Raw genomic sequence first — 14866 nt, forward strand, 5'->3', positions numbered from 1 at the left:
AATGTTGAACTTGTTGTGAAAACATCAATTTATGATGTGTAAGACTTTTCTCTCGATATACGGTACTTTAAGAATTAAAGGTGAACATCGCATAAACCGGAAAATGGTCGCTATAACCACCCATATAACGATCAGACACAAATGTTCTGTAAGGCATACCTTTATATTTACCCTTCTTTTCTTTTAAAGATTTATGATCAAAAATAGCTGCACTATCAAAACTGTGGGTATTCTTTTCATAATTGAAAAAAGAGTTGGATAGCAATATTTGATCGAACATATTCCATTTGTTACCATAAACAGATGAACCTGTAGTGTCAGGTATATGTAAAGTCTCAAAAGGATTGAACAAAGATGCTTCTTGTTTTAAAATCTGCATACTCTTTGAAGAAGGATCGTCGTTAAAATCGCCCATAACAATAATATTGGGGTCCAATTCGGTTTCCTTTAGAATCTTAATTTTCTGAACGATTTCATTTGCGGCAATAACCCGCTTATATTCCGTCTCTACTCCACCATCCCTTCTAGACGGCCAGTGGTTTACAAATACGTGCACCACTTCTTTATTTAATTCACCCTTTACATATAGTATATCTCTAGTGGTGTCTCTAACTCCGCCGGCATTATCAACCATTAAGGTAAATGGTTCTGAATGTAAAACCTTAAAAAAACGCTTTCTGTAAATAAGACCCGTATCTATACCGCGTTCATCTGGTGAATCATAGTGTACAAATCCATAATCCAAATTATCCATAGCATCGGTATCTAACAATGCTTTAAAAACACTATTATTTTCAGCTTCGGCAACACCTATTAATGCCGGTGGGTAAGGGTGGTCTTCTTCACCTATCTTAACTATCGACTTCGAGAGTTTCTCTAATTTACGTTGATAACGCTCTACAGTCCACTTTTTTGCACCATTAGGTGTATAATCTTTGTCTAATATTTTGGTATTGCGCTCTGGATCAAATAGATTCTCTAAATTGTAGAATGCAATCGTATAACGCTGTTTTTTTGTCTTTTTCTTAAAGAATGGAAATCGCATGTATTATTTTAAGGAGAAACTAACTCTAGAGAAGCAAAAGACATTCGGAGAAAATTAATTTAATATTCCTTAGAAAGCTCCAGAGCACATAATCTCGATTATCTAGTCAATAAAAATACGAAATAGCTTATCGGTAAATGCTTAATTTTACACTTTACGGAATTTATGATAGAAAAGAAGAGTATAGATTATGAAAAAGCGGTTCTTATTGGTATAATCAATAAAGATCAAAATGAGGAAAAGGTTAAGGAATATTTAGATGAACTAGAATTTCTAACGTATACCGCTGGTGGAGAAGTATACAAACGTTTTACTCAACGAATGGACGTACCCAACCCAAAAACCATGATTGGAACTGGGAAAATGGAAGAAATCGAAAAATACGTTGATGAGCATAAAATTGGATCGGTAATCTTCGATGATGAACTTACGCCTGGTCAACAACGTAATATTGAAAAACAATTACGCTGCAAGATTATTGACCGTACCAGTTTAATCTTAGACATATTTGCCCAGCGTGCACAGACAAGTTATGCTAGAACACAGGTAGAACTTGCACAGTATGAATACTTGCTACCAAGACTAACCGGATTATGGACGCACCTTGAGCGACAAAAAGGGGGTATTGGAATGCGTGGACCAGGGGAAACCGAAATTGAAACTGATAGACGTATTGTTCGTGACCGTATTACCTTATTAAAAAAGAAGCTTCTAAAGATAGATCGCCAAATGGAAACCCAAAGAGGTAACCGTGGTGCTTTGGTTAGAGTTGCATTGGTAGGTTATACAAATGTTGGAAAGTCTACCTTAATGAATGTAATTAGCAAAAGTGATGTGTTCGCAGAGAACAAATTATTTGCTACACTAGACACAACCGTAAGAAAGGTTGTTATAGGGAATCTACCATTTTTATTAAGTGATACGGTAGGATTTATTAGAAAACTACCCACACAGCTCGTAGAAAGCTTTAAAAGTACATTAGATGAAGTACGGGAGGCTGATTTGTTATTACACGTTGTAGATATATCTCACCCTCAGTTTGAAGAGCATATAGAGTCTGTAAACCATATATTATCTGAAATCAAAAGTTCAGATAAGAAAATAATCATGGTCTTCAATAAAATTGATCAGTATGAGCATGATACCATAGATGATGATGATTTAATTACAGAACGTACCGGAAGACATTTCACCATTAATGACTGGAAACAAACTTGGATGGAAAAAGTGGGCGACCGCGCAATTTTTATATCTGCATTAAACAAAGAAAATCTAGATGAATTTAGAAAACGTGTTTATGACGAGGTCAGAGACATACATGTTACGCGTTTTCCTTATAATAATTTTCTATATCCAGAGCATTTAGACGAATATTAGACACCGATTATAATCAAATTTATGTAGTTCATCGATGAAATTAAACCGATGGTAAATCTCACCACAATTTGAGATCAGTTCACAACATAAATTGTTTGTAACAAGACCATATGAGTTAATTTTACAGTGTACTTAAGAAAAGTCTTGACCCCAAATCGATATTTAACTTATAAAAATTAAAAGTAAAATCCCAAATTTTACGATAATACTTAACCGAAAAAAGCCCTCTAATTAGAGGGCTTTTTTTATTTGTAAAATTTGTATAAATTGACTTAATACTTAGAAAGCATAGTTAAGACCAACTAAGAAATATGTTTGTAACTTATTGTCAACAGTATCAAATGTAGCATCTGTATCTAAATCAGGCCCTGTTATAGCGTAGTTTAATGCTTCTTGCTTGTTACTACGTAAACCAAAATCAAAACCTAAACCAATACCATTCCATAACGTGTAACCAAAGGAGTTGATCCATGTTAAATTAGAAAGGTTACCGCTCTTATAACTTTGAAACATAGAAAGATTTGTCTTAAAATTAACTGCTCCAAATTTCTTAGTATAATCAGCAACAATTTTAGCACCTAAAGATGATTCAAAAACTGCATCGTTGTTACTAAAAACAAAGTTGTAGTTTAATGGGTGAATTACAACAACTAAATCAGCGATAGGAGTCCAAGTAGCACCAACACCTAAATCAAGATATCCTGGATCGTTGAAGTTATTAAGAATAGTAGTTCTATATTCCGCTAAACCAGAAATAGCCCATTTTTCATTTAGTTTTCTTCCATAAAGAGAAGAGATGTTAAAAACATCTGTTCCTTGCTTAAAACCATCTTCATCAGTTTCATCGTTCTTATCGTCGAACTTTAACCAACTTAAGTTGACGTTGGCAGAGTTTCTCCAAAAGAATTTCTCTTGGTTCAAATTAGCAAAAGCATTTACTGTTACACCGATGCTACCAGAAGATAAATCTGGAGTACCTTGACCGTACCAGTTGTTGAAGCTACTTAAGTTAGCACCAATAGTACCGAATGCACCTTTTTTCCAACCTGGTAATGCATCTATTTCACCTTGAATAGCGTCCGCTCTTCCTTGAATATCTGCAATAGAATCTTTCGCTGCACCTAATTGACCTTTTAGTTCTTCTTCTGTCTGAGAAAAACCAACAGTTGCAACAAATGCAAGAGCTAGTGTTAATACAATTTTCTTCATAATAATTAATGTTTATAATTTATAGTGGCGCAAAGGTAATAATACTTGAGAACTTCTTTAAGCACGATTATGTTATTTTCTTTTATATAATGGCACAGAAGAGCAAGCTTCACCATACATAATAGACTTTGCAACCGGTTTTAAACGCTCTGCAAGAAACAGATATGCGTTAACAGGCACAGGTTTTTTACTACATCCCTTTATAATAATTAACTTATCTTGATATTCAGAAACGTCAATACCCTCAATTATAGATTGGTAAATACTCGTTTCTAAATCTACCAAAGTACCTTGAATTGCCTTTTTTGCTATACCACTAAGCTTTACACTTAATAATAAATACGCCCAACCTGGTACGATAGCATCGGTAGAACATAGCATAGCTACATAAGCGCCCTCATATTGAGACCAATCATGCGCTTCTACAAAACTTCTGAATTCCTTTTCCTTAAGAATAAAACCTTCATATAGCCAGTCTTTAATATCTAACACTACTCTATTCCCTTTCGGATAGTAATCTTCTAGGTTAAAAGTAATCAGTTTGCTCTGGGCAACTTTATTTACAATTTCATCTTGCATAAAGGCATCTTTTAAATTGAGGAAACAATCTAATTAAAGAAGTCCTAATTCTAATTTTGCTTCTTCGCTCATTAAATCTTGTGTCCAAGGTGGATCAAAAGTAATTTCAACCTCAGCATCTTTAATAGCGTCTAATGATTTTACTTTTTCCTCAACTTCTGCCGGCAAGCTTTCTGCAACCGGACAGTTTGGAGATGTAAGTGTCATTAAAATCTTAACTTCATTATCTTCATTTACCAAAACATCATAGATTAATCCAAGTTCATAGATATCTACAGGAATTTCTGGATCGTATATGCTCTTTAAAATCTTAACGATTTTCTCTCCTAACTCTGCGCTGTCTTCAGCTATATTTTCATCACTCATAATCTTCTAGTCTTCAATTTGTGTTTGATACGCTACTGCGTATAACTTTAATTGTTTGATCATACTTACCAAACCGTTTGCCCTTGTAGGCGATAAATGCTCTTTTAACCCAATTTCATCAATAAACTGCGTATCGGCATCTAAAATATCTTGCGGTTTTTGGTTGCTAAATGCACGTATTAGAATGGCAATAATACCCTTAGTAATTATAGCGTCACTATCTGCAGTGAAGACCAATTTATTATCTTCTAATTCGGCATGTACCCAAACCTTACTTTGACAACCTTTAATAATGTTATCGTCAGTCTTAAACTCTTCGTTAATTAATGGAAGTGACTTACCAAGATCGATCATGTACTCATAGCGCTGCATCCAATCATCGAACATAGAAAATTCATCTATAATCTCTTCCTGTATCTCTTTAATTTCCATTGCTTTATTTTATGCAAAAATACAATAACAATTGAAGGATTTCAAACCTAAACATTACCTGTTAAACTTTGTATTACAACAACATACTTTTAGCTTTCAATACACCTGCCACCAGTACATCTACTTCTTCTTTGGTGTTATAGAAAGCAAAACTAGCACGTACAGTACCTGGTATCTTGTAAAAATCCATAATAGGTTGTGCACAATGGTGCCCTGTACGAACGGCAATTCCCAACTTATCTAAAATACTACCTATATCATACGGGTGAATACCTTCTATATTAAATGAAATAACAGAAGTCTTGTTTTTAGCCGTACCGTAAATTTTGAGTCCGTCTATCTTCAGTAATTCCTCCGTAGCGTATTCTAACAACTCATGCTCATATTTGGCAATTTCATCAAAGCCAATAGCATTCATATAATCTAATGCGGCACCAAAAGCGATACCACCGCAAATATTAGGGGTGCCAGCTTCAAATTTATGTGGTAAATCGGCATAAGTAGTTTTTTCGAAAGTAACCTCTGCAATCATTTCACCACCACCTTGATATGGTGGTAATTTATTTAACCACTCTTCTTTGCCATATAACATACCTTCACCTGTAGGACCACAAATTTTATGTGCAGAACAGGTATAAAAATCAACATCTAAAGCTTGAACATCTGCTATTAAATGAGGAGCAGCCTGTGCGCCATCAATTAAAACAGCCGCACCTACTTTATGAGCCTTTTCAATAATTTCTTCTATAGGATTAATAGTACCTAACGCGTTTGAAATATGGTTACAAAAAACCAGTTTCGTTTTGTAGTTTAGAAGTTCCTCATAAACATCCATCAGTAATTCCCCTTCTTGATTCATAGGAATTACTTTTAAAACAGCACCCGTACGTTCACATAACATTTGCCATGGTACAATATTTGAATGATGCTCCATAGCAGAAACTAATACCTCATCTCCTTTTTTGATCAAAGAAGCGAATCCGTTTGCTACTAGATTAATACTATGCGTTGTACCTGAAGTAAAAATTATCTCGTAAGAATTAGCCGCATTAAAATGCTTTTGAATCTTTATTCTAGCTTGTTCGTATTTATCGGTAGCTTCTTGTGAAAGCGTATGAACACCACGATGTATATTGGCATTGTAGTTTTGATAGTAATCTACAATAGCATCCAAAACCTGTTGCGGAGTTTGCGAAGTAGCGGCATTGTCTAAATAGACCAATGGCTTACCATTCACCTGACGCTTAAGAATTGGAAAATCTTCTCTTATTTTTTTAATATCTAACATAGTCAATCTTCTTATATACAAAGATACCCGATAATGAAAACATATATATTATTGAATACTGATTTAGTTCTAGGTCAGTTTAAAATAAAAAAGGATAGCTAAATAATTAACTATCCTTATTATATACTTTTTACTTAAAACATCTTACAAATCAAACCCAAGGTTTACCCCTAGCTTCTTAGCAATCAATTTATTTATTCTAGCTTTTAGTTCAGGAATACGAACTGTAGATAATACATTATTAGCAAATGCATACATCAATAATGCTCTTGCTTCTTTTTTTGGTATACCTCTAGACTGTAAATAGAATAAGGCATCTTCATCTAACTGACCAATAGTACAACCATGAGAACATTTTACATCATCGGCAAAAATCTCTAACTGAGGTTTTGAATTGATGCTTGCTTTATCGCTAATAAGAATATTATTATTCTTTTGGAAAGCATTTGTCTTTTGGGCAATTTTATCTACGATAATTTTACCGTTAAAAACACCTGTAGAGCTGTCGCTATAAATTCCCTTATAATCTTGATGACTTTCACAATTCGGTTGCATATGATGCACTAATGTGTAATGGTCAACGTGTTGTTTTTCCCCTAGAATAGTAACACCATTCATAGTAGAATCTATATACTCACCGTTCTGATAAAAGTTAAGATTGTTACGCGTTAATTTACCACCGAAAGAGAAAGTATGAACGTTAACAACACTTTTATCTTTTTGGTCAACATAGGTGTTATCGATTAATGAAGCCGTAGCCGCATCATTCTGAATTTTATAAAAGTCAACAATAGCACTTTTTGCAGCGAATATTTCGGTTACTGCATTAGTAAGTGTGTCGTTTGATGTTAAACTCTGGTGACGCTCAATAATTTGAACCTCAGCATTTTCTTCTACGACAATTAAATTTCTTGGTTGTAATAAAAGAGAAGCCTCATTACCAGTAGAGAAATGTAATATCTCAATTGGTTTTTTAGGCATTTTATTCTTCGGAATGTAAATGTAAGCTCCTTCTCTACTAAACGCCGTGTTTAAAGTAGTTAACGACTCATCTTTAGATGCAATTTTATTAAAATATACATCAATTATCTGCTTGTACATTGGCTTAGTAAGCGCTGCACTCATTAAACAGATATCTACCCCATCATGCGTAGTTTCTGAAAGGTAAGAACTATAAATACCGTCAACAAAAACAATTTTGTAGGTATCAATTTCGTGAATGAAATAGCGTTTTACATCTTTATATTCCAACGCATTCTGTTCTTTTGGAAAGATGCTGAAATCTATTTTTTGTAAACTATTTAATGAAGTATATTTCCAAGCTTCTTCCTTTTTAGAAGGAAATCCTTTTTCCTCAAAGTTTTTTATGGCTGCCATACGAACATCGTGTACCGGATGTTCAACATCCACGTTGTTCTCAAACGCCATAAAAGAGGAAATCAATTTATCTTTTAAATCCATATTTTTTCAGTTGCCAGTTTACAGTAGCAGTTGGCAGTTCGCAATCTCTGATTACTACCAATGAATACTGTATACTTAATTACACCGCCGTTTCTTGCTTTAACCAGTCGTATCCTTTTTCTTCAAGCTCTAGAGCAAGTTCTTTACCACCAGATTTTACAATTTTACCATTATGTAAAACGTGAACAAAATCAGGTACGATATACTCCAATAAACGTTGGTAGTGTGTAATTAATATTACAGCGTTATCCTTACTTTTTAGCTTGTTAACTCCGCTAGCAACAATACGTAAAGCATCGATATCTAATCCAGAATCGGTTTCATCCAATATAGCAACCTTTGGCTCTAACATTGCCATTTGAAAAATCTCGTTTCTCTTTTTCTCACCACCAGAAAAACCTTCGTTTAATGATCTAGATAAGAACTTACGGTCAATTTCTAATAACTCAGATTTTTCACGAATCAGCTTCAACATATCCTTTGCAGGCATATCTTCAAGACCTTTAGCCTTACGAGATTCGTTAATAGCAGTTTTCATAAAGTTGGTTACAGAAACACCCGGAATCTCAACTGGATATTGAAAAGAAAGAAAAACACCCTTGTGTGCTCTTTCTTCTGGAGAAACTTCTTCTAAATCTTCACCACTTAATTCAATTGAACCTTGAGTAACCTCAAAACGCTCATTTCCGGCAATTACAGAAGCTAATGTACTTTTACCAGAACCGTTAGGACCCATGATAGCATGTACTTCACCTGCTTTAACCTCTAAGTTTATTCCTCTTAATATCTCCTTATCGTCTACGCTAGCATGTAGATCTTTAATTTTCAACATAATGTGTTACTTTAAATATTGTGGCGCCAATGGCGTTTTACTAAAATCTTAATTACTTTTTATCCTACAGAACCTTCTAAACTAATTTCCAATAATTTTTGAGCTTCAACAGCAAATTCCATTGGTAATTTATTTAATACTTCTTTACTAAAACCATTTACAATTAATGCAATTGCTTTCTCGGTATCGATACCTCTTTGGTTACAATAGAAAATTTGGTCTTCACCAATTTTACTAGTTGTAGCCTCATGTTCTATCATTGCCGTTTTATTCTTTGCTTCAATATACGGGAAGGTATGTGCACCACACTCGTTACCCATTAATAAAGAATCGCATTGAGAGAAGTTACGCGCTCCATCGGCACGGCTATTAATCTGTACCAAACCTCTATAACTGTTTTGTGATTTACCTGCAGAAATACCTTTAGATATAATAGTACTCTTGGTATTTTTACCAAGGTGAATCATTTTTGTACCTGTATCTGCCTGTTGGTAATTGTTAGTTACAGCAATAGAATAAAATTCACCGATAGAATTATCTCCTTTCAAAATACAAGAAGGATATTTCCATGTTACTGCCGAACCTGTTTCAACTTGTGTCCAAGAAACTTTAGCATTTTTCTCGCAAATAGCTCTTTTCGTAACGAAGTTAAAAACACCACCTTTACCCTCACTATTACCAGGGAACCAGTTTTGAACGGTTGAATATTTTATCTCGGCACCATCTAGAGCAATTAGCTCTACTACGGCAGCATGCAATTGATTTTCATCTCTTGAAGGAGCTGTACAACCTTCAAGGTAACTTACATAACTATCTTCATCTGCAATTAGCAACGTACGCTCAAATTGACCTGTACCTGCTTGATTAATCCTAAAATACGTAGAAAGCTCCATTGGGCATCTTACCCCTTTTGGAATGTAACAGAAAGAACCATCTGTAAATACAGCAGAATTTAAAGCTGCATAAAAATTATCTTTTTGTGGCACTACAGAACCAATGTACTTTTTCACTAACTCTGGGTGCTCTTTTATAGCCTCTGAAATAGGCATAAAAATAATTCCCTTTTCTGCAAGTGTCTTTTTAAAAGTCGTTGCTACAGAAACAGAATCAACAACAATATCAACAGCTACATTTTGTAATTTCTTTTGCTCATCAACAGAAATACCAAGCTTACGATACATTTCTAACAAATCTGGATCTACATCATCTAACGTTTTATTAGGGTCAGCAGATTTAGGCGCAGAATAATAACTGATTTTTTGAAAATCTGGTTTTTCATAATGCACATTTGCCCATGTAGGCTCTTCCATACTTTCCCAAATGCGAAAAGCTTCTAAACGCCATTGGGTCATCCATTCTGGTTCTTCCTTTTTCTTTGAAATTGCAATAACGATTTCTTCGTTTAAACCAACAGGAAATGTATCAGATTCAATATCTGTGTAGAAACCATACTCATACTCTTTGGTTTCTAATTCTTTCTTTAATTCTTCTTCTGTATATGCCATATATTCTATGTAATAAGTAAAAAGAAAATGAGTTAAAAACTTACTCACCTATCATTTTACATATTCAAAACTTATTTTTTACAATGAAAAACTCTCGCCACAACCACACGTTCTTTGAGCGTTAGGATTGTTAAAAACAAAACCTTTTCCGTTTAATCCACCAGAGTATTCCAACACCGTTCCTACTAAATATAAAAAGCTTTTTTTGTCTACGATAATACGTACGTTATTGTCTTCGAATACTTTATCAGCATCGTCTTTCTTATCATCGAAGTTTAACTCATATGATAAGCCACTGCATCCGCCGCTCTTTACACCTACACGTACATAATCCGTCGTAGCATCAAAACCCTCTTCTGTCATTAGGTTGATTACTTTCTGTTTAGCCGTTTCTGATACTTGAATCATAATTAACTAGATTTAATCTAAATAGTTTACAAATATACGTTATAAGTAGGTTTTTTCCATAGAACCTAACATTATTATAAAGTATAAGTTCATAGAGAAATACTATCAAGAAAATGTAAAGCAGTTATTTAAATTTATGATCGATTAAATACAAGTTTACTTTACAAGTTTTTCTCCTAAAATTTACCTATATCATCTTTAAAAATCTATTATAGCTGCGACTGCCTATGGCTGTAAGAACGGTAAATTTTAAGCCACCTTTCATCAATTTTCACCCTTGGCAATCGAGTTCTAATTCGCACTATTAAAAAAAAATTAAATCAGTCTGAAGTTCGTAATAAAACAAAGTGAATATTAAATACTAATCACAACTAAATCGAAATTAATTTATAGTCAACAGTTAAAACAGCAAATTGCTATTAGAAAAAATTTTATAAAACCTAATGTTCACCTGCAATTTGCTAGAATTCAAGTATCTTCAATACGAAATCAAACAACAACAACTTATGTCAAACAACAAATCAAACGACAAAAACAACACTCGCCGAAAATTCATGAAAAATACCGGTATGGCGGCAGCCGGTTTTATGATTGTACCAAGACACGTTCTTGGGGGAACAGGTTATATTGCACCTAGCGATAAACTAAACATTGCTGGTATAGGAGTTGGCGGAAAAGGCCAAAGCGATATTGCTTCTTTTGCCGAGAGCCCAAATGTAAATATCGTATCACTTGCCGATGTAGATAATAGACAAGCAATTGCATCTAGAGAGGCATTCCCAAAAGCAAGTTATTTCAATGACTTTAGGGAAATGCTAGATAAAGAAGGCAAAAATATTGATGCCGTATCTGTATCTACACCAGATCACAACCATGCCGTTGCTGCTTACCAAGCAATGTCTATGGGTAAACATGTTTACGTTCAAAAGCCATTGACGCATGATATTTGGGAAGCAAGAATGCTGACCGAAGCAGCGAAAAAATTCAAGGTAGTTACACAAATGGGCAACCAAGGTGGTTCTGGCGATGGTGTACGTACCATGAAAGAAATTTACGATACGGGAATTATTGGTGAAGTACACACCGTAAAATGTTGGACAAATAGAGCCATCTGGCCGCAAGCATTACAAACACCAACTAAAAAAGACAAGGTCCCAAAAGGATTGAATTGGGATCTTTGGTTAGGTACAGCAGCAATGCGAGATTATAATAATGCCTATCTACCTTTTGATTGGAGAGGTTGGTCAGATTTTGGAACAGGAGCTTTAGGTGACATGGCTTGCCATATTATGGATCCTGTCTATAGAATACTACCTATTTTATATCCTGATACTGTAGAATGCAGTGTTTCTGATTCTTTCAGTGGTAATTTTCAGTACAAAGACTACCCAAAAAGTTTCCCCAACTCTAGTAAAATACACTTAAGCTATCCAAGAACGGATGGTAAAGGAAAAATAAAAGTTACTTGGATGGATGGCGGATTGCTACCTGAAAGACCAGAAGAACTAGGCGATGACGAAGCTTTAGGAAACTGGGATGGTGGCGTACTATTCATAGGTACAAAAGGAAAATTAATGGCAGATTGCTACGGTGCAAACCCAAGGTTACTGCCATTAACCCTTAACGAACAATTTGAAGTAGAACAAACTATTGCACGTGTACCAGAAGGTCATTATTTACAATGGGTAAATGCATGTATGGCAGGCTACAGAAATGCAGAAACTAGTTCTTCTTTTGATTATGCTGGTCCGTTTACAGAAAGTATACTAATAGGAAACTTGGCATTGAAATCATATTTTGAAGTAGACCCAACTGTTGAAAATCAAAGTTTCTGGGGTGGCGGAAAACAATACCACGGCAGAAAGCGCCTACAGTGGGATGCAGCAAATATGAAAATTACCAACTTCGAACCCGCAAACAAATACGTAAAACGCACATACAGAGATGGGTATTCGGCAGGATAAGACCAAAACATATTCACAATTTTAATAGTAAATCCGAAGCTAAAAAGCTTCGGATTTTTTTATACCATTCATCTAGTTTTACTTCTTATTTTTGCAACATGCTAGAAGATAAAGAACAAGAAAGAACATCGTTAGAGAAATTAGGTGAATTCGGACTTATAGAACACCTGACCAAAGATTTTAAAATCGAACAGAAATCTACTGTAAAAGGTATTGGTGATGATGCTGCAGTTTTAGATTTTGAAAACAAAAAAACGGTTATCAGTACAGATCTTTTAATAGAAGGGGTACATTTCGACCTTGCCTACATGCCACTAAAGCATTTAGGTTACAAATCTATTATGGTCAACCTTTCTGATATTTACGCCATGAACGCTACTGCAACTCAAGTCACAGTTTCTATTGCTGTTTCAAATAGGTTTCCGTTAGAAGCCCTTGAAGAATTTTACGCAGGTGTGGCAACGGCATGTAAAGCATATAATGTTGATTTAGTTGGTGGTGACACCACCTCATCAAAAACAGGGTTAATGATTAGCGTTACCGCAATTGGTATCGCAAATGAAGAAGATATCGCTTACCGCTCAGGTGCTCAACCAAACAATCTTTTGGTTATTAGCGGAGATTTAGGTGCCGCATATATGGGGCTACAAGTATTAGAGCGTGAAAACGAAGTTTTTAAAGTAAACCCAAATAGTCAGCCAGATCTAGAGCCGTATTCTTATATCGTTGAAAGACAATTAAAGCCAGAGGCTCGTAAAGACATTCCTGAACTATTGAAAAAATTAGATGTTCACCCAACATCAATGATCGATATTAGTGACGGACTTTCATCTGAGATTCTACATTTAAGCAAGAGTAGCGGATTAGGGATTGACTTGTACGAAGACAAAATTCCTTTAGACCCTACTGTTATTTCAGCTTGCGAAGAGTTTAAAATGGATAGTACCCTTGTGGCACTTAGTGGCGGCGAGGACTATGAATTATTGTTCACGATAGACCAAAAAGAATTCCCGAAAATTAAGGGTAATCCAAACTTGACCATTATTGGTCATACCACAGGAAAAGACGAAGGTGCATTCTTAATTTCAAGGAGTAATACAAAGATTCCATTAACCGCACAGGGTTGGAATTCATTTGACTAAAAAGGATTGATTATGATATAAATTCGTAGTTTGGGGCATGGAGAGTTATAGTGTATAAATGGAAACTGTTCTGAATATTGGTTTTGGTATTGGTATCTTGATGTTTTTTTTACTATTGTTTAAAAAAGCAAAACAACAAGGAGATTACTTCTTTCTTAGCTGGATTGGCATTATGCTTTGCCAGGTCGCTTTTTACCAAATTACCATCTATCAATTTGAAATGACAGGGTTTTGGGCTATCTCTTTTTTTAGCCTTCCTTTATTGGGTGCGCCAGTCCTTTACCTTTATATTTTACATCTTACAGGACACAAAGTATCAGCTCGAACTATACTCGTCCATTCGAGCATATATGTTCTTTATGTTATTATTCTATACGTTGCACAACAATATTGGGATACGTTAATAATAGCAAAAGACGGCTATTTAATTATTCCAAAAAGTGATACATTTTGGTCCCGATTTTATGCAGTCCCTTTAGCAATTTCTGGGCTTTTGTATTGTGTTTTGGATTTACTAATACTTAAAGAACATAGAACCTCAATTAACACTCTATTTTCATTTCAGAAAAAAATAGATTTAAAATGGTTGACCTACGTTGTCAATTCATTTTTAATACTTTTCGTAATAACTTCAATTTGGATTTTTGGAGCTACTCAGTTTCAATTATTCCCATTAAAAAATGCATTTGCATTGGTCGGAATTTCATTAAGCTTAATGCTAATTGCTTTTGGATTTTACGGATTCAAACAAACTGCTGTGTTTTCCAGCATTGATTTTTCTCAAAACAATTCACCAATACATAACTCTCCTGAAAAGCTAAAATCCCCTTATTCAAAATCAGGATTAACAGATGATAAAATTCAAGTATTAGCGCAACGATTAGCAATTTTTATGATTCAGGAAAAACCATTTATGAACGAGAATCTTAATTTAGCGCTACTTGCAGATAATTTAAATATTTCTCCCGCTCACTTATCACAAGTCATTAACCAATATTATAAAATTAACTTTTATGATTACATTAATCAATATCGTGTTGAAATGGCTAAGACTATGATTGAGTCTAATGATTATGACCATCTTTCAATTTTAGGAATTGCATTTGAATGTGGTTTTAAATCAAAATCTTCTTTCAATCGATATTTTAAAAAAAATACAGGCAAAACTCCCTCCCAGTTTAACACTTGATTCTTACTTTACAAGTGTCAACCAATGGATTGGGTCGTGAAAAATAATATCAAAAAGTAATATTGCTTA

14 protein-coding genes are annotated in these 14866 nt (G+C 34.5%); 4 read left to right on the forward strand and 10 right to left on the reverse strand.

All coding sequences use genetic code 11. The features are described from left to right. Positions 1 to 67: 67 nt before the first annotated feature. Positions 68 to 1045: an endonuclease/exonuclease/phosphatase family protein gene (locus Q4500_RS04265; protein WP_303598493.1), complete on the reverse strand. Its 978-nt coding sequence runs from the start codon at positions 1043 to 1045 to the stop codon at positions 68 to 70. A 165-nt stretch (positions 1046 to 1210) separates the two neighbouring features. Between Q4500_RS04265 and hflX the strand changes: the two genes are divergently transcribed. Next, positions 1211 to 2422 (forward strand): GTPase HflX, encoded by a 1212-nt coding sequence (gene hflX / locus Q4500_RS04270; protein WP_303598494.1) that lies wholly within the window; start codon positions 1211 to 1213, stop codon positions 2420 to 2422. A 279-nt stretch (positions 2423 to 2701) separates the two neighbouring features. Here the strand turns inward: hflX and Q4500_RS04275 are convergent, their stop codons facing one another. From Q4500_RS04275 to Q4500_RS04315, 9 genes are all read right to left on the reverse strand, one after another. Then, positions 2702 to 3631 carry a DUF3078 domain-containing protein gene (locus Q4500_RS04275; RefSeq protein WP_303598495.1) on the reverse strand — a complete coding sequence of 310 codons (930 nt, stop codon included), beginning with the start codon at positions 3629 to 3631 and terminating at the stop codon, positions 2702 to 2704. Positions 3632 to 3703: 72 nt separating this feature from the next. Beyond that, positions 3704 to 4210, reverse strand: a complete 507-nt coding sequence (locus tag Q4500_RS04280; protein WP_303598496.1) for a DUF2480 family protein — start codon at positions 4208 to 4210, stop codon at positions 3704 to 3706. A gap of 33 nt (positions 4211 to 4243) precedes the next feature. After that, complete coding sequence (locus Q4500_RS04285) at positions 4244 to 4576, reverse strand: SUF system Fe-S cluster assembly protein (protein ID WP_299318744.1); 333 nt, start codon at positions 4574 to 4576, stop codon at positions 4244 to 4246. Positions 4577 to 4582: 6 nt separating this feature from the next. Beyond that, entirely contained in the window at positions 4583 to 5008 is a 426-nt protein-coding gene (locus tag Q4500_RS04290) for a SufE family protein (protein WP_299318741.1), read from the reverse strand. A gap of 73 nt (positions 5009 to 5081) precedes the next feature. Then, positions 5082 to 6296, reverse strand: a complete 1215-nt coding sequence (locus Q4500_RS04295) for an aminotransferase class V-fold PLP-dependent enzyme (protein ID WP_303598497.1) — start codon at positions 6294 to 6296, stop codon at positions 5082 to 5084. 144 nt (positions 6297 to 6440) lie between these two features. Further along, positions 6441 to 7757 (reverse strand): Fe-S cluster assembly protein SufD, encoded by a 1317-nt coding sequence (gene sufD, locus Q4500_RS04300; protein ID WP_303598498.1) that lies wholly within the window; start codon positions 7755 to 7757, stop codon positions 6441 to 6443. 79 nt (positions 7758 to 7836) lie between these two features. Continuing rightward, on the reverse strand, positions 7837 to 8589 hold the full coding sequence (gene sufC / locus Q4500_RS04305; protein WP_133685917.1) for a Fe-S cluster assembly ATPase SufC: 753 nt from the start codon (positions 8587 to 8589) through the stop codon (positions 7837 to 7839). Between the two features lie 59 nt (positions 8590 to 8648). After that, entirely contained in the window at positions 8649 to 10094 is a 1446-nt protein-coding gene (gene sufB, locus Q4500_RS04310) for a Fe-S cluster assembly protein SufB (protein ID WP_299318722.1), read from the reverse strand. A 78-nt stretch (positions 10095 to 10172) separates the two neighbouring features. Next, a complete protein-coding gene (locus Q4500_RS04315) occupies positions 10173 to 10502 on the reverse strand; it encodes an iron-sulfur cluster assembly accessory protein (protein ID WP_073241609.1) in 330 nt (109 codons plus the stop codon). 506 nt (positions 10503 to 11008) lie between these two features. On the opposite strand from Q4500_RS04315, the gene Q4500_RS04320 reads away from it, so the two are divergent. The 3 genes from Q4500_RS04320 to Q4500_RS04330 all read left to right on the forward strand — a co-directional run bounded on the left by Q4500_RS04320 (position 11009) and on the right by Q4500_RS04330 (position 14797). Further along, entirely contained in the window at positions 11009 to 12466 is a 1458-nt protein-coding gene (locus tag Q4500_RS04320) for a Gfo/Idh/MocA family protein (RefSeq protein WP_303598499.1), read from the forward strand. Between the two features lie 98 nt (positions 12467 to 12564). Further along, on the forward strand, positions 12565 to 13608 hold the full coding sequence (thiL, locus tag Q4500_RS04325; protein ID WP_303598500.1) for a thiamine-phosphate kinase: 1044 nt from the start codon (positions 12565 to 12567) through the stop codon (positions 13606 to 13608). A gap of 58 nt (positions 13609 to 13666) precedes the next feature. Then, the gene (locus tag Q4500_RS04330) at positions 13667 to 14797 is read left to right on the forward strand and encodes a helix-turn-helix domain-containing protein (protein WP_303598501.1); all 1131 of its coding nucleotides are present in this window, start codon (positions 13667 to 13669) and stop codon (positions 14795 to 14797) included. The last annotated feature ends 69 nt before the right edge of the window (positions 14798 to 14866 follow it).

Source organism: Maribacter sp. 1_MG-2023 (assembly GCF_030547005.1).
Taxonomy (GTDB): Bacteria; Bacteroidota; Bacteroidia; order Flavobacteriales; family Flavobacteriaceae; genus Maribacter.